This window comes from Lysinibacillus sp. EB271-A1-10B (assembly GCF_058791335.1).
This window is the reverse complement of record NZ_JBYTDL010000028.1, coordinates 33,558-56,000: the sequence shown is the minus strand read 5'-3', so window position 1 is coordinate 56,000 and position 22,443 is coordinate 33,558. Positions and strand designations below refer to the sequence as shown.

Here is a 22,443-nt window from a genome sequence, read left to right as displayed (position 1 = left end):
CCGGTTCAATACCGAACTCATTTTACTCAAGCTGCCTAATGAAATAACCGTGTCTAACTTTTAGGGGTCACTTCATTGATGTGAAAGGCAATTAGCGATTTCTTAAGCGTTTCAAAAAAACTCACTTGAAATAAAAATTCATCGCGTTTTGATAAAGAATTTTTTCCGCTGAAATTGGATCAAACAACTCTTGAATCAGTTCAATATCTGCATAAGAAAAAGGTCTTTTTGCTCGTGTGGACGGCAAGTCTGTACCGAACATTAACGCTTCTGAATTGACAGCGTAAATTGATTTCAACGCATGTTCTACATTGAGCTCTACACGACCAAAACCTGTCGCCTTTACTCGTACACCTTTTTCTACGAGTCGCAGCAAATGAGGTAAGCCTTCCTCAGAGAGTCCTAAATGATCAATTGAAATCGCCGGTAATTTTTCAATCGTTGGTGCAATTTCTGGCAAACTTTTTGCGTCAATATATAATTCACTATGCCAGCCAGCTAAATCATATACACGTCTCGCAAAGTAATCGAGCTTCGATAAATCTTCCGAGCCGCCGCGCTTCACATTGAATCGGAGTGCGCGTACACCTTTATTATGTAAATCGATAATCTCATCATCGGTCACCGAAAATGGAAGCTGTGTAACACCACAAAATGCAGATCCCATTTTCTCTAAAGCATTCACTAAATATGCTTGATCAAAACCTTGAAAAGAACCGGATACAATTGCCCCACCTACAATAGGATAAGTCGCAGTTTCTTTTTGATAATCTTCTACAACATAGCTAGGTGGTACATATCCTTGATTTTCAGTAATCGGAAAATCAAAATCAATAATGTGAAAGTGTGCATCAAAAATTCTCATCTTACCGCCCCCTTTCTTTAACATTAACAGATATACAACATAAAAGAAAATTATGTTCTTTTATACAAATACATAATTTTATCTTATCAATCAGAATGTACGAGTCATTAAATGATATATTTGAGATGTAGTTCAGATTAGCTTATTGATTTTTATATTTACAATTCATCAACACAAAAAAGCTAGGCTCACAAAAAAATTGTGAATACCTAGCTTTCTTTATGCGTGTTCATTTGTTAACCATGACATTACTAGTTTACCATATTATTCTTATTAATGTCGAATCTTTTGATTTATGGGTACTCATTATTAAGCTGTCAATTCAAAAAATAATTGAATACCTAGTCTTTTTTTGATTTTATACATTTTTGTAAATCCTAATATACGAATGCATACTAAAGAGCTTTTTTATTCACTCTTCATATGTTTGATTTCTTCGACCATACTCGAGAGCTTTATGAGCGTTTTCCAATTACGGACAGTTGCTGGAATCTCAAGCTTTTTTAGATTATTGCCTAGTTTGGAATTTCGAATGCTATCATAAAATAAAAGATACACATCCCTTCCATTTATGACACAGAGTTCTCTTTCGTTTGCATAGGATAAAAACTTATCACTATTGACTTTCGAAGGAGCTGACGGCAGCAAAGCAACATGCAAACATTCCCCTTTACATAAAAGTTGCGCTTCTGAAATCACCTCATCTAAAAAAGGTAATTGACTAATAATTTGCCGTATTTCCTCTGCTGTCCTAATGACAACTACACTCGATACCCCAAAATCATCTTTAATTTTATCGTGAATTTTCGTTTGTAAAAGCTCCTCAGTTTCATCTGATTCAAAAAGGATGTTTCCACTTTGGATATATGTCTTCACATTATGTAATCCTAATTGCTCAAGAGAATTTCTTAATTCTGCCATAATTATTTTATTATGCCCGCCTACATTAATTCCTCTAAGTAATGCTGTATATATGGTCATACTATCCGCCTTTCCATTTATATTTTATTTACTACTAATAGCTACATCCTTATATTGCTTCGTAGGCTTATCCTCTAGAAAATCAATAATCATCTCATTAAAAATATCTCGGCGCATCGTACTTAATGGATCAAATGCATTTTTGAATAATGCTAATTTTGCATTGTGAATATGTTTAAAAATAGTTCGGGATCCCTTCCCTTCATCAACGCCTGTTATAACTTTCCCTTCGCCTCCCATTACAAGCGTAGGTGACTGTATCCTATACAATTGATCTGTATGAGTAGGGAATGGTGCTTTTTTCATTGCAAGCAACATCTTTTTATCAATCGAAAAAGACTTTTTTAAAATCTGTTGAGTATAAGGCTCCTCTTTATAAAATTTCATCATGATATTTATAATTGTGTGGTATGGAAGTAGACTAAATATAAAGTTTGATAGTGACAGTACCCAGCTAGCCGCGATTGTGGGCATCTCACTATAACTATTAGAAACTACAAGCTTATCCACGTAAGTCGGGTATTTTATTGCAAGTAGCGTAGCCAATTGACCACCTTGTGATACACCGACAACATGAATTTTGCTAATTCCTAGTACATCCAAAAAACATTTGATATCCTCCACAATTATATGATGATCATATTTATTATTCGGGAATTCCTTTGTTGTATCACCATGTCCTCTATAATCTGGCAGAATCATTTGATAGTGTGAAGAAAATGCTTCAAATTGAGGCTCCCACATTTTCCATGATGCTCCGCTCCCATGCAAAAACAATATGGGCGTCCCTTGTCCTCTAATTTCATAATGTATATTGATATTGTTCGCATTAACTTTTGGCATAAAATATCCTCCTACTTTGTCTTACAAACATATCGCTCTTTTCACTCAACTAAAATTTGCTCTTTCTGTTGGATTACAAATTCATTTAGAAATAGCAGAATAAGAATATTACGATATGAAAAAAGGTAATAAAAAGAAAAGACACCCAGATGAGTGCCTTTAGATAATTTTCTTACCTATATGAATCATGAGTAGGTTGAAACAAGTCTTCTTCTGAATTTCTAACAACAGAAAAGTGTTCGACATTGTAATGACCATGCAGTGTATGATTATGATGCTTGATAATATGTTCTGCACTTAAAACATCACTGTCCGCAGTTGAATGCCCATCACCAACTAACGTGACATCAAAACCACTAATAGTCGCCGTTCTTACTGCACTATCAATGCAGTGCTGCGTCGAACAGCCCATCACAACTACATGTGTAATTTCTTGTGATTGCAAATGATTTAGAAGTTCAGTCCCATGGAAACAATTCGTTGCTTTCTTATCGAAAATCTTTGCTTCATGAGGAACATTAATACCATTATGAATTTCGAATCCTTTCCCTTTACCTTCCGCAACATCAAGATCTCTTTACAAATGCAACTGGAACATTGGAATTCCTTGCTTTATCAATGACTAAATTGATATTCCTAATAAGTAGTTCTTTATTAAAAACAGCTTTTTCTTTCTCATTGCCATCCAATAATTCTTGCTGAGCATCAATAATAAGTAATGCCTGATTCAAATAATTTTCCCCCTCCAATTTGAGGAAACTAGTAGTTAGACGGTTTCCCCTTTTTGTTTATCACGCTAACATATTTTTTATTCATACTATCTACCCCCTAAATGAAATTGTCATTTAAGACTAATTAATTTTACCATTTATTCCAAAAAGATAATAGCTGATAAAATGGAACTTTTCATGCTTATCACTAAAACATGTGGTTGATCCAACTGAAGGCGTCGGTCTCCACTCTAATCAGTTTTATCAAATGTCATCCTCCAACTTTAATCATGATGACACATGTCCTTGATACTATTACTATGATTAAGTATGTATGCCATACATTGAACCGTATCATCAATGCGTTGTTTTTTCGAATTATAATAACGTATATTTGAACCTTCTCGAATAGCAATAGCTTCGTTAATAACTTTATGAAATTCTTCAGGTAAATGATGTATCGCAAATTTACAAGCATCTACTTTTGAAACAATATCATTTTCTGTTAATGTATAAAATTGTCGTAACATCCCAGTAATAGACCATTCTACTTCTTCATCAACTAATTTATTTGGTATCACAAATGCCATAGTTTTATATTTTTCCATCGTTTTCAATCTATTCGCCCAATAACTGTTCATGTTTTGCAAAACATAATTAACCAGCACTCTTTCATCTACACTGAAGTTATAAGTAGCTATATCCGGCCCTAAAACGGTAATCCCTTTATTTTTTAAAACCCACCAAGTGATTGGGTTAATATCATCATTACCCCAATTTGTTTTGCCTTCATTTACCTTTAGACAGCCCTTTACCTCACTCTGTTTCTTTCCGACATCTCCAACTTGTATATAACTTCCATCCATCCCTATTTCCTTATATTTTCGATTTAATTCTTTGTGAAGGTCGGATATTACTTTCGCATCTTCTTCTGTTAATGTTCTGTTTACAACTGTTACAAAATCGATATCACTAGAGCCGTTTATGTAAGCGTTCAGAGCAATTGAACCATGTAAATAAAACCCTTCAAGTATATTCGGTATTTTATTTTGAAATAGGCTTAAATATTCATTTAAAACTGTTTGAACCGGAATAGGAATTCTAGAATCCATATAAACTCTCCTTTTCATCAAATAATACTTATATTACCAAAACGTCTGACTAATTTACAATTATTGATAATAATGTGATTAAACCTTAAATCAGAGATGCAATTTTTTCAAACCAATTTCCGTTTGATTTTCGATAAGACTGGACGCCTTAGAAAAGCATGCTGCCGGACCGGAAATCAACCCTACATTATGATGAAGAGCTAATATAGTGTATCTTATAAAAATTCATTGGGTATTCTAGGAATTAGATAAGGAGTGGGGGAATTTGTACACAGGGTATTTACAAGTAGTTGTTCAAACGGTTATTACCTTTTTTGTTCTTCTGACACTTACGAGGTTTTTAGGTAAAAAACAATTAAGTCACTTAACCTTCTTTAACTACGTAACTGGTATTACAATCGGTTCCATTGCAGCCAATATGGTAATATTAAAAACAATTGTATTCATAAAATTTTTAATTAGCTTAATTGTTTGGTGTGCGCTTACAACTTTAATTAGTTACATCGCTCTAAAATCAGGTAAAGTAAGAACATTATTTGACGGTCAACCGACAATTGTTATTAAAAAAGGAAAAATAGATAGAAAAGCTTTAGCTAACACTAAAATTAATCTTGATGACCTTACGATGATGATTAGACAATATCAAGTTTTCTCGATTACAGAAATTGACTATGCTATTTTAGAACCAAATGGCATGCTTAGTATTCTGAGAAAGCCTGAATTTCAAAGCACTCAAAAGACTGATTTAAGTATCTATCCTTCAGCTCCGTCTTTTATCCCAATTGAAATCATCACAGATGGGAAGCTATTGCCACGAAATTTACTGGAAGTTGGAAAAAGTAGAGAATGGCTAGATAACGAATTAAAAAAGGCAAATGTTAAAACAATCCAAGAAGTTTTATATGCAGAAATTCAACCAGACGGCAACATATTTATCCAAAAAATTGAATAAGATGATTTTCTTATTCAGTTGCTTCCAAGCACCTAAAACTTGACAAAAAATTTTTTTTATGCAATAATTTACTTTTATTATATTTATTTGTACAATAGGATTCTCCTGGCCAGGGGAATCCTATTTTTTTTTGAAGGAGTGTATTTGCATGAACAAAGGTGAATCCAGTTTAACTTCATTAATCTCAGCTTTTAGTAGAGCTTATCATAGTCAATTCGATACCCCTAAAATTTTTGATGACTATCTAGCAAAAGAGTTAATCACACAAAAAGAGTTCCTTGACATTCAAACAAATATGATTCAAGGCATCCAGTTTTTTAACAAAGAAATCGCAGAAAAACTAAATGGACAAACTGAAGAGTTATTAAAATGGATAGTGCAAACTCACCTCTCCCCTACGCCCTTGGCACGTGCAGCATATTGCGAAAAAGTTGTGCACAATGAAGTCATGTTAGGTTTACAGCAATATGTCATACTCGGAGCAGGATTAGACACATTTAGCTTAAGACACCCTGAATTTGAAAACATTTTAGAAATCTTTGAAATTGATCATCCTGCAACACAGGAGTTTAAAAAGAAAAGATTGACTGAAGTTGAAATAACGCTGCCAAGTAATGTACATTACATTTCCATGGATTTCACCAAAAAGTTTTCCTATCAACATCTAACGGATAACGGCTTCGACAATAAAAAAACGTTCTTTAGTCTACTAGGTGTTTCCTATTATTTAACGAAAGAGGAAACGTCAAGCTTACTTAAACATTTGTTTGCCAATGTACCGTCTGGAAGTTCCATCGTATTAGATTATGCAGATGAAAAATTATTTACTGAAAAAGGAATTTCAAATCGAGTAGATAATATGGTGAAAATGGCTGCAGCTAGTGGTGAACCAATGAAATCATGTTTTACTTATAAAGAAATGGAAAAAATGTTAGAAAACTTAGGCTTGCTAATTTATGAGCATTTATCTCCAAATACAATTAATGAACTTTATTTTGACAATCGAGAAGATTATTTAACAGCCTTTGAAACAATTCACTACATTCATGCTGTGAAAAAGTAAATTGAAGTTTGGAGGAGTCATCAAATGAAAATTTATCAATTGTCTAAAGAAAACGGCAAAAATATAACTCAATTTAAGTCAAATTTTATTATGTCTCGAATTATCAACACTGAAGCATCAGCTAGTATCGGATGTATGTATTTAGAAGAAAACGGTTTAATTGGCTATCATCAGTAGTTCCCCAGCTTCTTTTAATTATAGAGGGAGAAGGATTTGTAAAAAATGAACAAGAGCAATATTTTCAAGTCCAGCCTGGTGACGCAATTTTTTGGGAGAAGGACGAATGGCATGAAACAAAATCGGATAAAGGATTAACTGGCATCGTGATAGAATCTGAACACTTAAATCCCGCAGCTTTCATGCCTCTAAAGTTGGTTGTCGATATTTTCTGAATATTTCTCAGGCAATTAACTATGCAAGAATAACATCTTATCATATTTTAGTAATGTAAGATGGTTTAGTCTTACACCTCCCAAGCTTTGTTACTAAGGGTCACTTATTATAGGTGACCCTCTTTAAATTTACTATTCAATTAATAGTGTTTCTCTATAGTTTATTGACAAACTCCCAGTGGATTTCCGTCTGGATCATAAAAGGTAAAAAATTTCGTCTCACCTTCTCCATCTATTTCATTAACTTTAACATTCTTTTCAATTAATGATTGGTATGTTTCTTCAATGTCTTGTGTAATAAAATTAAAGAACTTCCCTACCCCAAAATAATTTTCTGGGAAATTTAGTGGTAAATGATTTTTTACTTTTACTAAACAAACAACAGTTTGAGATTCTGCATCAATTTTCATTACTGCAGCACCTTCCTCTAAGTATAAAAGAGAAAATCCTAGTTTCTCCTCGTACCATTTTGCAGATAGTTCGGGGTTCTTAATTGGAATAAATATTGCTTCTACTCCTTTTAATATAGGTTTACTCATACTTTCCCCCCTTATAATTTTCTTTAAAAATACGGCTCAGCTCACTCCACACATCAAACTTATTTCCGTCTACATCATAAAAAACAAAATTTCTTCCCGCATGGCCCCTATTTTCAATTCCTTCAACTTTAATTCCTTTATCGATCAATTCTGTCTCGGCATAATTGCGTCCGGAATCGGCTTTGTGCTTGCACAAAAAACTCCTTTCCAATACCGTGATATCCGCCGGAGGTTTTAACTTCTTTCAGCAGGTGTTTGAACACCTGCTGAAAGAAGTTAAAACGTTTACGAATAGTCTCTAATGCACTTAATCGTCAATAAAATTTGAGCTTTGATTGTTCATGGATTTCACAAGAAAAAAACGTTGATTGGCAAAATTATCAATTGCCTTATCACTATTCTGGTAACAGCGTTCTGCCCCCAGTTACTTACATACCATTCACATGACCGTTCTACATTGCTACTGGAATATATGAAGTTCCTATTCTAATTAACTTTTCACCCATCTACTCGCCCTCTTGAATCTTTCTGGTAAATTATCCCACATTCTACCTTTATATCCTTTTACGCCTGTGCTACAATTTCATCCTGACAAAATGCTAAGTTTGATTTGAAGTTGTGTTTGTCTACAGTCTAAAACGACCAGACCCAATTTCGAGTTCTGGTCATTATGAAATGCTAAGTGTCAAAGTTAGGCAACCCAATAAAAACAGTAAAGATTCTCCCCATACATTAACTCGAATGAGTATTCCCTCTTCTGTAGATTAACTCTTTACAAATATAAAATTGATTCTCTCTATATATTATATAGAAAGAGAATTGTATAAGGCACTTTAATATCCAAGTGTATTTGATTCATAGAAAGATGTGTGCTGTCGAAGATAAAATTTATTCTTTAGTATGGAGGAATTTTGAAATATGAAACAAAAACAATTAACCTTATGGCGCCCTAAAGGTTTTTTGCAGTGGCTATTAACAGGCATTTCAGTAGTACTAACACTTCTTACTGCCATGATTACGTATGCCATTTTTCATACAACTAATATTCTTAGTGTAATTGGTTTCCTTGGAACGCTTGCATTGTACTCTCCATGGTTTTTATTAATCTTAACCTTTTTTATCATAGTGCTATTAATACTTGCTTTATGGAAGAAAGCTAAAATCGCTCAATTCATGTTGATTCCGCTATTGATAATAAATGTATTTCTAAATGTGGAGCCAATTATGGAAATGAAGAACTATGCTAAAAAAGAAAATGTTCAAGTTTCACTTTACTCTCACTTTTTTTACAAAACAGAAATATCATCAAAGTTTACAAAAGATATCGTATACGGAAAAACTACAGATGGCGTTGAGTTAAAGCTTGATATGTGGCCAGCTAATGAAAAATTGAAAAACACACGTACTCCAGCTGTTATAAAGGTACATGGAGGCGGATGGGTTGAGGGTAGTAAAGCGAGTGCCCCTTATTTGAATCAATGGTTAAGTGAATTAGGATTTACTGTTTTTGATATAGACTATCGCATGCCACCCCAAGCAGGATGGAAAGATGAGGTAGCTGATGTGAAATCAGCAATAGGATGGGTAGTAGAATATGCGGATACTTACAAAATTGATCCTAAAAAAATAAACTTAATGGGTGATTCAGCAGGTGGAAATCTAGCTATGCTCGCTGCTTATAGTATAGGAGACACAACTTTACTACCGTCCACCAATGTACCATCAGTACCTATTAATACTGTGATAAATTTTTATGGACCGTCAGATATGACAAAATTTTATGAGAATAACCCGAGTCCGGGCTATGTGCAAAATGTTATGAAAGAGTATATAAGGGGCACACCTTCACAATTTCCTGATCGTTATCAAAAGCTTTCTCCTATCAATTATATTGGAGAACACACACCACCTACCATTATGTTTTTAGGCACGAGCGACAGTCTTGTCCCAACAGAACAAGCTAAAATATTGGGCAAGGAACTTTCAATGAATCATGTTCCTCATGAGATCTATTATCTTCCGAAAGCTGAACATGTTTATGATGGAGTACTAGGTAGTTTGAATACCCAAATTACGTTCGAGAAGCTCAAGACATTCCTTCAGAAATATAACAAATAACATGCTACAGAAAAAATTGTAGATAAAGTTGACATCTAAAAGAGCACCCCTGTTAAGCAAAAAACGTAATGAAGTAACCTGCCTGTAGTGGACTCCACCACCGAGTTGTTGTGCATGCTGGAGCAAATAACAAAATGACCAGACTCCATCTCGAGTTCTGGTCATTACTTTTTTTACGTTTTTTAACTATAATTTGCTTTGAACAATTATTGGTCACTATACTTGAATGTTTTTAATGAAATAATAAGTGTCAATGCTAAGCATCCTATTAAAAGGAATAAAGATTCTCCCCATGTACTAAAGTTATTTATAAATGCAGCTTTAATCCCATTTAAAAACCATTCGAATGGATTTATCAGACTAATATATTGTATAAAGTTTGGCGCCTTTTCCATTGTAAAAAATGCATTGCTACAAAGTAACATTGGTATCATCAGTACATTGGCAGTCATACTTAAATGTCCCTCGTTCTTCACGAGACTTGATAAAAAAAAGCTTAAAAAAACAAAACTTAATGAGGCTATTAAAATAATCGGTGTCATATATAAGAATGTATTAAAAGATATATCTAGAGGATTGATAACGATAGAAAATAAAAGCACGATATAAGATAAAATAATGGCAACTATTGCCCACGAACTCGAAATACTAATGATATATTTCCATAAAGGCATAGGTGTAGCGTGAAGTAAATTATAGACACCTCTTTTTCTTTGCGATAACGCTATAAAAGCAGTGGTCATAAACGAATAAAAAAATACACTCACAGCAATGATTCCTTCTACATAATTTCCTGCATAGCTCGGTACAAATAACCTTAGCGCAATAATCGCAGCAAATGGCATTAATATTGACCAAAATAGTAAATACATATCTTTAATACTCGATTTCAAATTTAATACGAAAACAGCCTTCATTTTCTCACTCCTCACATTGTCAATTCAAAAAATAATTCTTCTAAATTTTGAGTTTGGTAGTGCTCCATTAAACTATCAGGTGAACCATTTGCAATTATTTTTCCATGATGCATCATCAACACTCTGTCAGCCACATTCATTACCTCCAACATATCGTGGGAAGAAAATAAGACGGAAACCCCGCTATCTTTTAAACGTTTAATGATATGTTGAATTTCTCGTTGTCCTCTTGGATCTAATCCTGCAGAAGGTTCATCCAAAATCACAAGTTTAGGATTATGCAAAGTTGTCACGATAATTGCCAGGCGCTTTTGCTGTCCTAATGACAGTTTAATAGCAGGCATTTTTTTCACTTGCAATAAATCAAAAGCTGCAAGTTTTTCATCTATCAGCATTTTTGTTAGCGAAACTCCATAAAATGCAGCAAATAATTTCAGATTATCCTCTACAGAATAGCCTTCGAAAAAAGGTGTTGTTTGAAGCTGCGTACCTATTTCCTTTTTGTATTCAGATGTCCAGTATTTAATTGCTCCACTGTCCTGAGGAATAATGCCAAGAAGCATACCGATAGTTGTTGTTTTACCAGCACCATTTGTGCCCACTAAAGCTACTATCTCCCCCTCATTAATATCAACATCTATATGATCAACGACACATCTAGTTTTATAACTTTTCATTAATTGACTAGCGCTAATTAATTTTTTCACTTTTTCTCTCCTTTACTTATTGTTGTATATTCAACGTTGATCATGTAGGTATTTTTTAACTCCCTCATTCGAGGGAGTTATTTTTTTTCATAATATCAATAGCTTGATGTACAAATTTTGTCTGCACTTTCACAATTTCTAGCATATTATCAAATGCTAGTTGTGTTAATGCTGGCAGTTCTCCTTGCATAGCAATCAATTTCGCCTCATAGCCAGCATTGATAGCCTGCTCTTCTTGCTCTAAAATTTTTTTCTGCTTTTCTAATGCTTCCACAGCTTTAGCTTTTGGCAGTTTAAATGCAAAGGATACACCAGAATACAAAGTTGTAGGGTAAACTACAGAGGATTTTTCAAGAGCCTCGATAATTAATTCTTGCTCATGCTCCCTGCCCTTTTCGGTAATTTGGTAAATTGCTTTTTGTCTATGACCTGTGGATTCAATGCTAGCCACCTCTATGTAGCCATCTTTTTCAAGCTTCTTTAAAGCATTATAGATAGAGCCGATTAGCACACCACCCCATCGTTCAGCGTCATTTAATTCAAGCATTACTTTAATATCATAGCCAGTCATTGGTTTTAGCCCCAACATTGCAAGAACTAATAGCCTTGTCATAATAATCACCTTTTTATATTCAACGTTGAATAAGTTGAATATACCGTTTTTTGATTTTTTTGTCAATTATCTTTATAATTCTTTTTTAATGTCGGAAAAATCTAAATTCGCTATAATAAATTATTTTATGATAGAATATATCATATTGCGCCATCAAAGGGGCATGTACCAATTCAAGCTGTAGCAAATTTATTTGCTACAGCTCTTTTTTTAAAAAAATTTATTTCCTATTTTCTAATTCCCTTTTTTTGCAAATTAACCTAATGATTCTTTAAGGTTATCGCTAACTGGCCAGGCGTTTTGTAAAAATTCATGAAACGTTAGTATATTCGGTTCATCTGAGCGAACTTTTAAATTTATAGCTGATGTAATTATTGATTCTGAAACATGTTGGAGGATCGTTATCGAACCGTCCTGTATTTCATTTTCAATAGCATTTTGACCTAAAATCGCATAGCCTGTTCCGTTCAACACGGCACGCTTAATCATCTCATCACTTCCCCCAACCATAATAGTGGACTGAGGTTGAAAATCTGCTTTTTTGAAGTATTGTTCTATAATATTGCTGAAACTACAATGATAGTCATAGGAGATAAAAGTAGCTTCTCTTATAATTTCATGAAAACTTCTTTCTTTGCAAATTTCAGACGAAGCAACTAAAAAAGCCTTTTCCTCTTCTAAAAAAGTTTTACTGATATCGATATCATTACACTCATTCGCAATAATGGCGATATCTGCCACATGGTCTCGTACACTTTTGATAGCATGTACACTGTTTAGTGGTAGAAGGCTTATTTTCACAGTCGGGTATATTTCCAAATAAGCGTTTACAATCGGCGAAAGGTGTTGCGTACAATAATATTCTGAGGCAGCAATCGTCAGAATGCCAGAAGGTCCATGTAGTTCTTCCATGTCTTTTTCTAACTTATCTATAAAGATAAATAAGCTATCGACATGGTCTTTTAACTTTTTTCCAGCAGCTGTTAGCAACGTCTTTTTACCAACTCTTGTTAATAGAGTGTGATTCAGTTCTTTTTCTAAAGACTGTATTTGTAACGTAATAGTTGGCTGTGTATATCCTAATCTTTTGGCAGCCTTTGTGATATTTAATTCTTCTGCGACTACTTGAAAGGTTTTTAAATTCCTTAGTTCCATCTATATCACCGTCTACTTTCCCCTTATTCCCACAAAATGAATTTTCTCCAAAGATGTATTTCCATTATAAAGTAATAATTCTCCTACTTCCATTTAAGAAAATGAGATGTATTTAACTCCAATTAATTTCCTCTTTAGCTATTTACAATTTTAGGAATCCCATTTCAAATAATATTTATCAACAATCTTTTAACTATTAATATTTCTTATAGTAGGCATTTGACGTATTTTCTGAATTAAGAGAAAATTCTTTCAACACCAACGGAATGGGGATGAGTTTATGATTGATTGGAAAAACATAAATGAAGAAGGCTTATTAGCGCCCACAATGGCGAAGGATTTTCCAAATTTACAGGTAGTTAAATCGGAGGGATTATTTTATATAGGGGTCGACGGTAAAAAGTATCTAGACTTTACTTCTGGTATAGCTACAGAAAATACAGGGCACAGACATCCCAAGGTCATTACTGCGATTAAAAATCAAGTTGATTATTTAGTTCATGGTCCTATTGGTATTATAAATTACGATTCAATTATTCTATTAGCTAAGAAATTGAGAAAGATTCTTCCACAGTCATTAGATTGTTTTTTCTTCGGAAATAGTGGAGCAGAGGCAATTGAAGGTGCCGTAAAATTAGCAAGACATGTAACTAGGAGACCTTACGTTGTTTCTTTCCTTGGAGGATTCCATGGAAGAACGATGGGAGCCTTAAGCCTCACTACATCAAAAAGTAAATACAGAAAGAGTTTACCAGTCGGAGCGAACATGACATATCAATTACCATATGCTCAATTAACGGAAACACCAGCAGGTTTAAACCATGATGAATATTGGTCAGAACGCGTTGAAAAAGATTTTGAACGTTTATTTAATCATCAAGTGTCTCCAGATGAAGTGGCAGCTGTTATTTTAGAGCCTGTTCTAGGAGAAGGCGGTTATGTTATCCCTCCAAAAGCATGGTTACAAAAAATAAAAGCAATCTGTGACCGCTACGGAATATTATTAATCTTTGATGAAGTTCAAACTGGTTTTGGTCGAACTGGTGACTGGTTTGCAGCAAATCGATTTGATGTGATCCCTGATATTATGGCGATTGCAAAGGGAATTGCCAGCGGACTACCCCTTAGCGCAACAGTAGCTTCAAGGGAATTAATGGAACAATGGACAATTGGAAGTCATAGTACTACATTTGGTGGAAATCCTATCGCATGTGCGGCCGCATGCGCTACAATTGACGTTCTTGAAGATGAAGGTTTAGTAGAAAATGCAAGAATATTAGGTGACTATGCATTAAATAAATTAATACTCTTAAAAGAAAAACATCACACGATTGGTGAAGTTCGTGGAATTGGTTTGATGTTAGGAATTGAAATTATTCATCCAGAAACCCAAGAACCCAATGGTAAGGGGTTAATGAATATCCTAGAGAAATGTCTGCATAAAGGGGTTATTTACTATTTAAGCGGTAATAAAGGAGAAGTAATTCGAATGATGCCCCCATTAAATATTGATAAAGAACATTTAGACTTAGGAATTTCCTTGCTAGACGAAGCAATTACTGAATACGAATTAGAATTAAGTTCGGGGGTGTATTAATGAATATATTGGATACTTTCGTTCTTGTTCTTTATTTTGGTGCCTTAATAATTGTAGGAATAATCGGAATTAAAAAAGCGAAATCAGAAAAAGATTTTGTCCTCGCAGGAAGTCGTCTAGGGTATTACAGCCACGTTGGTTGTTTAGCAGCTGTTATTATTGGTGGTGCAGCTACGATGGGTTCAACGACATTAGGTTATGATTATGGGGTTTCTGGTCTTTGGTTTGTTTCGATGATGGGCTTTGGTATAGCTGCCTTGGGTCTTTTCGTCGTTAATAAAATTGGTGGGTATGAGGTTTTTACTATTAGTCAGTTACTAGGAAAGCGCTTTGGTGAAGGAACTCAGCTTATTAGTGCGATTGTTACTGCAATCTATACCCTGATGGTAGTCGTAACACAAGTAATTGGTATGGGAAATGTTATTCACGTATTACTAGGCTGGGCCCTTATTCCTTCTATGATTATTGGCGGAGGGATCGTGCTCTTTTATACTATCTTAGGGGGTATGTGGAGTATTACCTTAACCGATATTATACAATTTATTGTCATGACTATCGGTGTATTTTTCATTATGTTCCCGTTTAGCGTAAACAGTGTCGGAGGATTAACAGTTCTATTTAGTAGTGTGCCAGAAGCGCATCTAAGCCTTACAAATATCGGCTGGGACCGAATCTTCCAATACTTTTTATTGTACTTCTTTGGTTTAATGGTTTCTCAAGACATCTGGCAGCGTGTATTTACAGCGAGAAGTCAAAAGGTAGCGAAAAGCAGTGCTATTTCAGCTGGTGTATACAGTGTTTTATATGGTCTAGTACTAAGTATAGTGGGTATGTGTGCACTTGTCCTACTTCCAAATCTAGGGGAAACTCAATCTGCTTTTACTAGTCTTGCATTAGAAATTCTTCCACCAGGCTTGTTGGGACTTGTTCTAGCTAGTGTTTGTTCTGCACTTATGTCAAATGCTTCAGGAGCTATTTTTGCCTCTGCGACACTTATCACCAACGATATTATTAAGGTGTACGTAAAAAAAGATATGACTGATAGAGATATCATCAATACATCGCGAATGGTCATCCTTGGCTTAGGTGTCTTAGCCATCATTTTCTCTGTATGGATTCAAAACATACTAGTGGCATTAGACATGGCCTACGCAATTTTATCAGGTGCTATCTTCGTACCTCTTATCGTCGGCCTTTATTGGAAACGTGTAACAAGTAAAGCTGCTTTCTACTCTATAATTGCTAGTTCACTAGTTATCTTTATTTCATTTATAATTTTTGGCATTACTTCTACACTACCAATTATTTATGGTTTAATTACTGGACTCGTCGTTATTGTAGGTTTCACGCTTATTATTCCCGAAAATAACATTGAGATGAACAAAAAAAATACAACAATTTACAAGTGAACATTTATAGAAAATACCAATTTCACACAAACTCAATGTAAGCTGCACTCCAAAAGTTAAACACATCTAACAATTGGAGATGCAGTTTTTTTATGAATATCAAAAAGTATTTTCATAAAGAATTTCTTCGGCATCATGACATCCCTAGTTTTTCTTCCATCATGCAAAGTGACCTTTACTATGTTAATTCAGAAATTTGCTGTGATTAGGTAAAGCAATCTGCTCGAATTCACTAGCTAACTTATGCAAATTTCTCGTAAGCTCTTCCCCCTTCATTGGTAATCCATGTCCTGCAATAGCTACTGAAGGTTTTAGAGCCTCTAATTTTTTTACAGAATCCCAAGCTGCTTGCCAATCCGTCGTAAAGTATCGCGGCGGCCCGCTAATTTCCTTTTTTTGTAGCAACACTTTGTAGAGCGACTCTTGTTTAACCGTAACAAATGCATCTCCAACAATTAATGCTCGATCCTCTTCACGAAATAATGATATATGTCCTGGCGTATGACCCGGCGTATGAATCCAACGAAAACCACCCATAAATGGAATACTACCATCCGAAGGAAGTGCCTCAACTCTGTTTCCTAAGTTAATCGCTTCATTCGGAAAAATGGATGAAACTTTTGCTAGTAGGCCACCATTTACACTAGGATCAGGTTTAGGGTAATTTTTTATATCTGTTAAATAAGGTAATTCTAAAGAATGTGCATAAACCGGCATACCCCAGTGTTCAATTAAATCAATTATCGCCCCAACATGATCAAAATGACCGTGCGTCAAAATTAGCGCTTTAGGTCGGCTATTTGATCCAAATCTCTCCTCGGCTATCGAAATAATTTCCTTTGCACTTTTTGGCATGCCTGCATCAATTAGTACGAACTCTCTCTTATGAGGTTCACCGAAGAGTACAATATTAACAATTTGAATCGTATGTTGGTATAAATCAGGCAAAACTTCTACACCATCACCACTCCAAATTGATGTCGCAGGAATATATTTAAAGTCGCTACCATAGTGCATATTTTCATGCATGGAAATCCCTACTTCCTCATTGAATTGTAGACAATCATATTTTTCCTTTATACAGTAAAGATATAGCAAGAAAAAAATGGGTTTTATATTTTCCTAAAGCATTAATTTCTTTCAGCGAGTGTTTGAGTACTCGCTGAAAAGTAGCTTAAATCCGCATCCATTTCACCTAGTAAAAAACGTTAAGAGCTACCTTCCGCTTCATGTCCCTATCTTTAGTGCCTTTCAATCACTCGTGCCATATTCTTTACACCTACAAATATCATCCTCACTTTCACCTATAAGTAATAAAATAGTTTCATTGTATATTGCTACCTATAAATGTATAATTTTACTGTATTTTGTTCGAAGTAAATGATTCTTGTTTAAACTTCGCCAAATAAAAACACGGAAAGGAATGTGTAGTTTGAAGATTGTAGGAATTATTGTAGCTGTTGTGGTTTTACTTATTGTTGGTTTAATTATTGCGAGCAAACGAATTGTGAAAAACGCAAAAAAATCACAGTTAGAAATGGAGGCGGCTAACCCTTTACCGAAAGAGAAACAGCATTTGCTTGCCTACGGTGCCAATATAGCTCTTTACCGGTCTGAGTCTCCTCGGATACTGCCAGTGAAGGTAGATCACGAGACATTGAAAGAAGGTCTTTCTTCATACTGGGACGTTAGTAATCCAGAGGAGGCTGTAGAAACCTTAGAATGGCTTCTTATGGAAGGACATCGTGCAAGGTATGACGAGCTCTTTATGGCGTTGAAAGCTGGCCAGACTTTTACAGAGGAAGAAGTGGGCAAATCACAGAAATGCTATGAATCTGCGCAAGAAGTAATGATGAAGCAGCTTTCCTTTGCAAAATCAGACTATGACCGTGTGGACACTATTGCCGCATGGGATTTTGACCGAGCTGTAAATATTGCAAGATGGAGCTACATAGTTGGTTATTTAACCGAAGAACAGGCATGGGGCTATATTGCGAGAGCAGCTGATGCCGGCAGCCATTTCTTCCAATCATGGAATGACTATTTTATTTCATTTGCATTTGGTCGTGCCATTGCTTACGAGGGTGACATTTACGACATCATTTGGAGTGGAAAAGAATTGCTAAAAGAAGATGGCTCGATTTGGAATGAATTTAGTATTAATCGATCAGCGGTACAAAAAGTCTAAAACTTAACATTGGACAAGGTCCAAGAGTGTATTCTATTTAGAGTACAAAGAAATAAATGATGATTAAAACAAAAACCTGCTAGATATTTAGCTACTTTCTTAGCTAAAATCTAGCAGGTTTACTTATTTACGAACAGCTTCAAATGTAATTAATGAATGCTCTTTTGAAGGCTTTTTATTATAAATATATTCAGCTGAACAAGTAATATCAGAAAAACCTAAGCTTGTTAAAATGTGCTGGAATTCTTCTATTCCGTACCATCGCAACGGAAATCTTTGTAATTCTGAATCTATTAATTTACCATTTCTCCATTTTTCATATTTCAAAACGGTTAGCGTATATTGATCAATCCAGTTCATTTCAACGGCTTTTCTTTCTAATGCAATTCCTTCCTTTTTCGAAATTTCATAGTAAGATGAAGAAGTTTCCCCTGTTCGCCAGTCTGTAGGTAAAAGCAAGTCTACAATTAAGCGTCCTCCAGGTATCAAATGATTATACATACATTTTAATGCATCCATCGCATCTTTTGAATTCTCTATTAAGCATAAAGAACCTGTAGGCATAACAATCGCTTCAAATTTCGAGTCTATTGAAAACTTGCTCAAGTTACCTTCATATAGATTTGGCATGAATCCTCTTTCTTCACAACGTTTTCTGCATAAATCTAACATTTCAGGTGAGTAATCAATTCCCTCAACTTTATATCCCTTTTCAAGTAAAGGAATTAAGAAGCGTCCAGAACCAACCCCCGCTTCAAGCACTTTTCCCTTAGTTCCCTTTAGTCGTTCAAGATAATATTCAATATCCCCACCAATAGAATATCCTACTGGTTTTGTCAAATCATAAAGTTCTGTACATAATGGACCGTAATAACTATACAAAGTAATTCCTCCGATTTTTTTGCAGAAGAATCTATTATACTTAGTTCTTCCACACCTTATTTATGTTTGATGAAAAAATAGAGCTGACTTTCATAATTAATCACTCACTTTCTTAAAGAATATAGTAAAATTATACATAATTACTTTATTTTTTACAAATATTTTCTTAATTCCCAAAAGAACTGAATAATAGTAAGAAGAACCTTACTGCTGTTCTTGTGCTCATTAAAAAATAAGGAGAGAATGCTATGAATAAAGAAAAAGTGTTTGCAGAGTTCCCATTATTAAACTCCGAAAAGCTAGTACTAAAAAAATTGAAAATGCACATTTACAGGAACTATTTGCAATTTATGATAATGAAAAAGTATTTGAATACTGCGGGATAATCCCTAAACATAATATCCAAACAGTGAATAAAATGATTGGGCATTTTGATAGAGATTACAAGAAGGAAAGCATAGTTAAATGGGGCATTTTTCAAAAATCTCATAGCGATCAATTAGTAGGTATTATAGAAGCAATGGAATTTAATCAAAAAGTGAATATGGTGACGATTGGTTACTATTTAGCAGAGGACTATTGGGGTAAAGGCCTTGCATCTGATGCGGTTAACATACTTGTCAAATTTTTATTTGAGGAAGTTAATATAAATCGAATACAGGCCGAAGTAATGCCGTTAAATGAAGCATCTAAAAAGATTCTCCTAAAAAATAGTTTTCTAAAAGAAGGACTTTTGAGACAAGCTAAAGTATGGTCTGGTAAAGGTGTTGTAGATTTAGAAGTATACAGTTTGCTTAAAGAAGATTACATGGTGAACTAAATAATTAGGTACTCTTTCGTCAAAGGTGCTTATACAGATAATTCTTTCGGACATCATTTATGAGATAATGGATTAATATTAACAACCGAAAGAGTGGTTCTATTGACTAATGGGCATAAACCTATCAACTTGCAATACCATAAAATACGAGTAACTTATTTGATAGCTATTGTTATCACCATTTCACTCGGCTTAGCTTCAAGAAATTGGAGTACCCTACTCCCGTCATTTGTAGCGCAGAACGCAGGAGACATACTATGGGCTATGATGGTCTATTTCGGATTTCGATTGTTGCTAGTGGGTAAAAGCGTCCTCACAGCTATTTGGCTCAGTCTTTTGTTTAGCTTCGGCATTGAATTTAGCCAGTTATATCAGGAAGACTGGATTAATCAGATTCGTGGGACTACGCTCGGGGCTTTGATACTTGGCAAAGGCTTTCTTGTAGAGGATTTGGTTCGATATACAGCGGGGATCATAATCGCTACTGTTTTGGATACAGCGGCAATTAAATTAAGGCTTCGAAGTTACATGGAAAATCGCTAGAGAATTATATTAAGTCTCTAGCGATTTTATATTTAGGGTTAAATTAATAAACCATATTTTAAATGATCAATCTTTATTACAAACCTATATGAGGAATGGTCATCATCTATTCATTAATCCAATTGATTAATTCTTTATCAAAAATATCCGGTTCTTCAAACATTGGGTTATGGCCGCTTTTTTCAAAAATGAGCTTCTTCACGTTTTCAAATGAATCATTAATTACATCCCAAAGTGAAACAGGAGCGACTAAATAATCATACTTTCCTAACCCTACCAAAATAGGTTTATCTAAATGAGCCGTAGATTGGATTAGATTTCGTTCAGCAAAAGCTACACCCCAAAGATAATCAATAACATCCATATTTGTATAGACGCCTTCCCACATATAAGCAGCATCGAACGTGTAGTCATAAAAGCTATGCGCTCCCATACGAATACACATATGCACAAATCTTCTCTCTGGATCATTGTGAATATCATTCTCTAACAAAGCAATATCATGCTCAAATTGTTTTGTTCGTTCAGCATTAGCCGTCTCATTAAAAAATGAAAAACTTTGCTGCTGTCTCTCCTGACTGTTTGTCGGTGCTGAATTTAATAAAATGACCTTCTGAACATTTTGAGGATATTTTTCGGCATACGCAATCGCCATAAATGCATGTCCAGAATGTCCTAAAATGATAAAATCCTCAAGCTTTAATAATTGTCTTGCTGCTTCGATATCCTCGACAATTTTATCCAAAGTATAATCTTCTTTCTTTAAAGCACGTGGTGGCTTCACAAACCCTCTATGATCCAAAAAGATAAATCGAAATTGTTTATATAAATTTTCCGAGAACAAGCGTGGATAATATACACTGCTACCCACTACCAATATTGGCTTACCTTGTCCCTTCACACAATATTTCAATTCAAAACCTTCATTTAAAATGCTTTGATAACTATTCATTATAATCGTCCTCTTTTCTTTTTATATCGAAGAGCCATATTTTAATGCTCTTCTCCTTATCACTCCCTTTCTATTTTACGTTCCCGTGTTTTCTCCATAGAACGCTCCAGCATCCTACCTCACCTCTCATTATTATTTTATATGTAATTTAAAAAGCCTTTTATCGAACAATACTAATTCTATTTTTCTCTACCAAAATGCCTGATAATATAGAAAAGTAAAATTTTTAAAAATGTGAATCAAGTATACAATAAAAATTTAGTAGTTTAAAATTATTAAATATTAGAAAAATATAGAAAGTTAGAGGATACAAGAACATGGATAAACAGTTACAACACATCATAACCTTGCGGGAGAATGGTCGATTGGAAGAAGCAAATCAATTAATGGTAGCACTAGTTAAAGAAGATCCTGAAAATGGATATTACCAATTTCAATGTGCATGGACATATGATTCATTAGGAAAAGAAAATGACGCTGTTCCCCACTATGAAAAAGCGATTCAACTAGGGCTCGAATCAGAAATTTTACTAGATGCTTATGTAGGGTTAGGAAGTACTTATCGTACATTAGGGCAATATGAACAGGCAAAACGTATTTTTGAACAAGCCATAAGTGAGTTTCCCGAAGCCGAACATGTAAAGGTATTTTATGCAATGACTCTCTATAATCTTAGGGAACATTCAAAGGCTATGGAAACTTTGTTAAATACAGTAGTTGACACTACTAATGATGAAGGTATAAAAGACTATCGTAAAGCCATAAAGTTTTACAGTGATAAACTTGATCAAACGTGGGAATAACAAAATAAACGCAGAAAAGACCAGGCTCCTATTTGGTAACCTGATCTTTTCATATTACTTCACAATATTTGTCTTTTTATCGGTAGAAATAATTGCAACAAATACTAATGAAATTATACCGCTAAAGAAAAATAAATAACTTAAAGGAATTAAAAAGAAGTTTCTTTCTATGAGTGTTCCATCTGGCAGTATTTCATCCCCGATAATTCCCTTCGTAAATAAACATAAAATTCCTATTAAAATCGGTAAAGTTGCAAGTATATATTTTTTCATCATTCTTCT

23 protein-coding genes and 3 pseudogenes are annotated in these 22,443 nt (G+C 34.4%); 11 read left to right on the top strand and 15 right to left on the bottom strand.

The window, feature by feature from the left end:
- Positions 1–121: 121 nt before the first annotated feature.
- From AC3WSK_RS23430 to AC3WSK_RS23410, 5 genes and pseudogenes are all read right to left on the bottom strand, one after another.
- On the bottom strand, positions 122–865 hold the full coding sequence (locus tag AC3WSK_RS23430) for an amidohydrolase family protein (protein ID WP_427482403.1): 744 nt from the start codon (positions 863–865) through the stop codon (positions 122–124).
- 408 nt (positions 866–1,273) lie between these two features.
- Positions 1,274–1,846 (bottom strand): DUF1697 domain-containing protein, encoded by a 573-nt coding sequence (locus AC3WSK_RS23425; protein ID WP_079561363.1) that lies wholly within the window; start codon positions 1,844–1,846, stop codon positions 1,274–1,276.
- Between the two features lie 24 nt (positions 1,847–1,870).
- Positions 1,871–2,689: an alpha/beta fold hydrolase gene (locus AC3WSK_RS23420; RefSeq protein ID WP_079561362.1), complete on the bottom strand. Its 819-nt coding sequence runs from the start codon at positions 2,687–2,689 to the stop codon at positions 1,871–1,873.
- A 172-nt stretch (positions 2,690–2,861) separates the two neighbouring features.
- Positions 2,862–3,420 (bottom strand): annotated as a pseudogene (locus tag AC3WSK_RS23415) (cysteine hydrolase family protein).
- Positions 3,421–3,683: 263 nt separating this feature from the next.
- A complete protein-coding gene (locus AC3WSK_RS23410; protein ID WP_427482400.1) occupies positions 3,684–4,511 on the bottom strand; it encodes an aminoglycoside adenylyltransferase domain-containing protein in 828 nt (275 codons plus the stop codon).
- A 265-nt stretch (positions 4,512–4,776) separates the two neighbouring features.
- On the opposite strand from AC3WSK_RS23410, the gene AC3WSK_RS23405 reads away from it, so the two are divergent.
- The 4 genes from AC3WSK_RS23405 (at position 4,777) to AC3WSK_RS23390 (ending at position 6,918) form a co-directional block, all read left to right on the top strand.
- Complete coding sequence (locus AC3WSK_RS23405; RefSeq protein WP_492414718.1) at positions 4,777–5,463, top strand: DUF421 domain-containing protein; 687 nt, start codon at positions 4,777–4,779, stop codon at positions 5,461–5,463.
- Between the two features lie 148 nt (positions 5,464–5,611).
- Positions 5,612–6,526, top strand: coding sequence for a class I SAM-dependent methyltransferase (locus AC3WSK_RS23400; protein WP_492414720.1), 915 nt, complete (start codon positions 5,612–5,614; stop codon positions 6,524–6,526).
- Between the two features lie 24 nt (positions 6,527–6,550).
- Positions 6,551–6,703, top strand: a complete 153-nt coding sequence (locus AC3WSK_RS23395; RefSeq protein ID WP_492414722.1) for a hypothetical protein — start codon at positions 6,551–6,553, stop codon at positions 6,701–6,703.
- Positions 6,658–6,918 carry an AraC family ligand binding domain-containing protein gene (locus tag AC3WSK_RS23390; protein WP_492414724.1) on the top strand — a complete coding sequence of 87 codons (261 nt, stop codon included), beginning with the start codon at positions 6,658–6,660 and terminating at the stop codon, positions 6,916–6,918. The genes AC3WSK_RS23395 and AC3WSK_RS23390 overlap by 46 nt, the downstream gene beginning before the upstream one ends.
- Before the next feature lie 161 nt (positions 6,919–7,079).
- On the opposite strand, the gene AC3WSK_RS23385 is transcribed toward AC3WSK_RS23390, so the two are convergent.
- Together AC3WSK_RS23385 and AC3WSK_RS23380 are read right to left on the bottom strand one after the other, a co-directional pair.
- Positions 7,080–7,457: a VOC family protein gene (locus tag AC3WSK_RS23385; RefSeq protein WP_079561356.1), complete on the bottom strand. Its 378-nt coding sequence runs from the start codon at positions 7,455–7,457 to the stop codon at positions 7,080–7,082.
- Positions 7,450–7,963 (bottom strand): annotated as a pseudogene (locus AC3WSK_RS23380) (VOC family protein). Before AC3WSK_RS23380 ends, AC3WSK_RS23385 begins: the two are co-directional and overlap by 8 nt.
- A gap of 412 nt (positions 7,964–8,375) precedes the next feature.
- On the opposite strand from AC3WSK_RS23380, the gene AC3WSK_RS23375 reads away from it, so the two are divergent.
- Complete coding sequence (locus AC3WSK_RS23375; RefSeq protein WP_492414726.1) at positions 8,376–9,575, top strand: alpha/beta hydrolase fold domain-containing protein; 1,200 nt, start codon at positions 8,376–8,378, stop codon at positions 9,573–9,575.
- Between the two features lie 206 nt (positions 9,576–9,781).
- Here the strand turns inward: AC3WSK_RS23375 and AC3WSK_RS23370 are convergent, their stop codons facing one another.
- The 4 genes from AC3WSK_RS23370 to AC3WSK_RS23355 form a co-directional block, all read right to left on the bottom strand.
- On the bottom strand, positions 9,782–10,492 hold the full coding sequence (locus AC3WSK_RS23370; protein ID WP_492414728.1) for an ABC transporter permease: 711 nt from the start codon (positions 10,490–10,492) through the stop codon (positions 9,782–9,784).
- Between the two features lie 11 nt (positions 10,493–10,503).
- A complete protein-coding gene (locus AC3WSK_RS23365) occupies positions 10,504–11,199 on the bottom strand; it encodes an ABC transporter ATP-binding protein (protein ID WP_240518266.1) in 696 nt (231 codons plus the stop codon).
- Positions 11,200–11,263: 64 nt separating this feature from the next.
- The gene (locus AC3WSK_RS23360; RefSeq protein ID WP_079561352.1) at positions 11,264–11,812 is read right to left on the bottom strand and encodes a PadR family transcriptional regulator; all 549 of its coding nucleotides are present in this window, start codon (positions 11,810–11,812) and stop codon (positions 11,264–11,266) included.
- 255 nt (positions 11,813–12,067) lie between these two features.
- The gene (locus AC3WSK_RS23355; RefSeq protein WP_492414731.1) at positions 12,068–12,967 is read right to left on the bottom strand and encodes a LysR family transcriptional regulator; all 900 of its coding nucleotides are present in this window, start codon (positions 12,965–12,967) and stop codon (positions 12,068–12,070) included.
- Between the two features lie 280 nt (positions 12,968–13,247).
- Here AC3WSK_RS23355 and AC3WSK_RS23350 point away from each other — a divergent pair, with 280 nt between their 5' ends.
- Entirely contained in the window at positions 13,248–14,564 is a 1,317-nt protein-coding gene (locus AC3WSK_RS23350; protein WP_427482388.1) for an aspartate aminotransferase family protein, read from the top strand.
- Positions 14,564–15,973, top strand: a complete 1,410-nt coding sequence (locus AC3WSK_RS23345) for a sodium:solute symporter family transporter (protein WP_427482386.1) — start codon at positions 14,564–14,566, stop codon at positions 15,971–15,973. Before AC3WSK_RS23350 ends, AC3WSK_RS23345 begins: the two co-directional genes overlap by 1 nt.
- Before the next feature lie 183 nt (positions 15,974–16,156).
- On the opposite strand, the gene AC3WSK_RS23340 is transcribed toward AC3WSK_RS23345, so the two are convergent.
- The gene (locus tag AC3WSK_RS23340; protein WP_492414733.1) at positions 16,157–17,002 is read right to left on the bottom strand and encodes an MBL fold metallo-hydrolase; all 846 of its coding nucleotides are present in this window, start codon (positions 17,000–17,002) and stop codon (positions 16,157–16,159) included.
- A gap of 403 nt (positions 17,003–17,405) precedes the next feature.
- Between AC3WSK_RS23340 and AC3WSK_RS23335 the strand changes: the two genes are divergently transcribed.
- Positions 17,406–18,161, top strand: coding sequence for a DUF1266 domain-containing protein (locus tag AC3WSK_RS23335; protein WP_427482382.1), 756 nt, complete (start codon positions 17,406–17,408; stop codon positions 18,159–18,161).
- A gap of 123 nt (positions 18,162–18,284) precedes the next feature.
- Here the strand turns inward: AC3WSK_RS23335 and AC3WSK_RS23330 are convergent, their stop codons facing one another.
- The gene (locus AC3WSK_RS23330) at positions 18,285–19,043 is read right to left on the bottom strand and encodes a class I SAM-dependent methyltransferase (protein WP_492414736.1); all 759 of its coding nucleotides are present in this window, start codon (positions 19,041–19,043) and stop codon (positions 18,285–18,287) included.
- A gap of 248 nt (positions 19,044–19,291) precedes the next feature.
- Between AC3WSK_RS23330 and AC3WSK_RS23325 the strand changes: the two are divergent.
- Both AC3WSK_RS23325 and AC3WSK_RS23320 read left to right on the top strand, forming a co-directional pair.
- Positions 19,292–19,863 (top strand): annotated as a pseudogene (locus tag AC3WSK_RS23325) (GNAT family N-acetyltransferase).
- Positions 19,864–19,956: 93 nt separating this feature from the next.
- Positions 19,957–20,406: a ribosomal maturation YjgA family protein gene (locus AC3WSK_RS23320; protein WP_492414738.1), complete on the top strand. Its 450-nt coding sequence runs from the start codon at positions 19,957–19,959 to the stop codon at positions 20,404–20,406.
- A gap of 106 nt (positions 20,407–20,512) precedes the next feature.
- On the opposite strand, the gene AC3WSK_RS23315 is transcribed toward AC3WSK_RS23320, so the two are convergent.
- Positions 20,513–21,358 carry an alpha/beta hydrolase gene (locus tag AC3WSK_RS23315; protein WP_427482377.1) on the bottom strand — a complete coding sequence of 282 codons (846 nt, stop codon included), beginning with the start codon at positions 21,356–21,358 and terminating at the stop codon, positions 20,513–20,515.
- A 317-nt stretch (positions 21,359–21,675) separates the two neighbouring features.
- Between AC3WSK_RS23315 and AC3WSK_RS23310 the strand changes: the two genes are divergently transcribed.
- On the top strand, positions 21,676–22,161 hold the full coding sequence (locus AC3WSK_RS23310) for a tetratricopeptide repeat protein (RefSeq protein ID WP_492414740.1): 486 nt from the start codon (positions 21,676–21,678) through the stop codon (positions 22,159–22,161).
- Positions 22,162–22,215: 54 nt separating this feature from the next.
- Here AC3WSK_RS23310 and AC3WSK_RS23305 read toward each other — a convergent pair whose 3' ends face one another.
- A complete protein-coding gene (locus AC3WSK_RS23305; RefSeq protein ID WP_079561343.1) occupies positions 22,216–22,437 on the bottom strand; it encodes a DUF3955 domain-containing protein in 222 nt (73 codons plus the stop codon).
- Between the last annotated feature and the right edge of the window lie 6 nt (positions 22,438–22,443).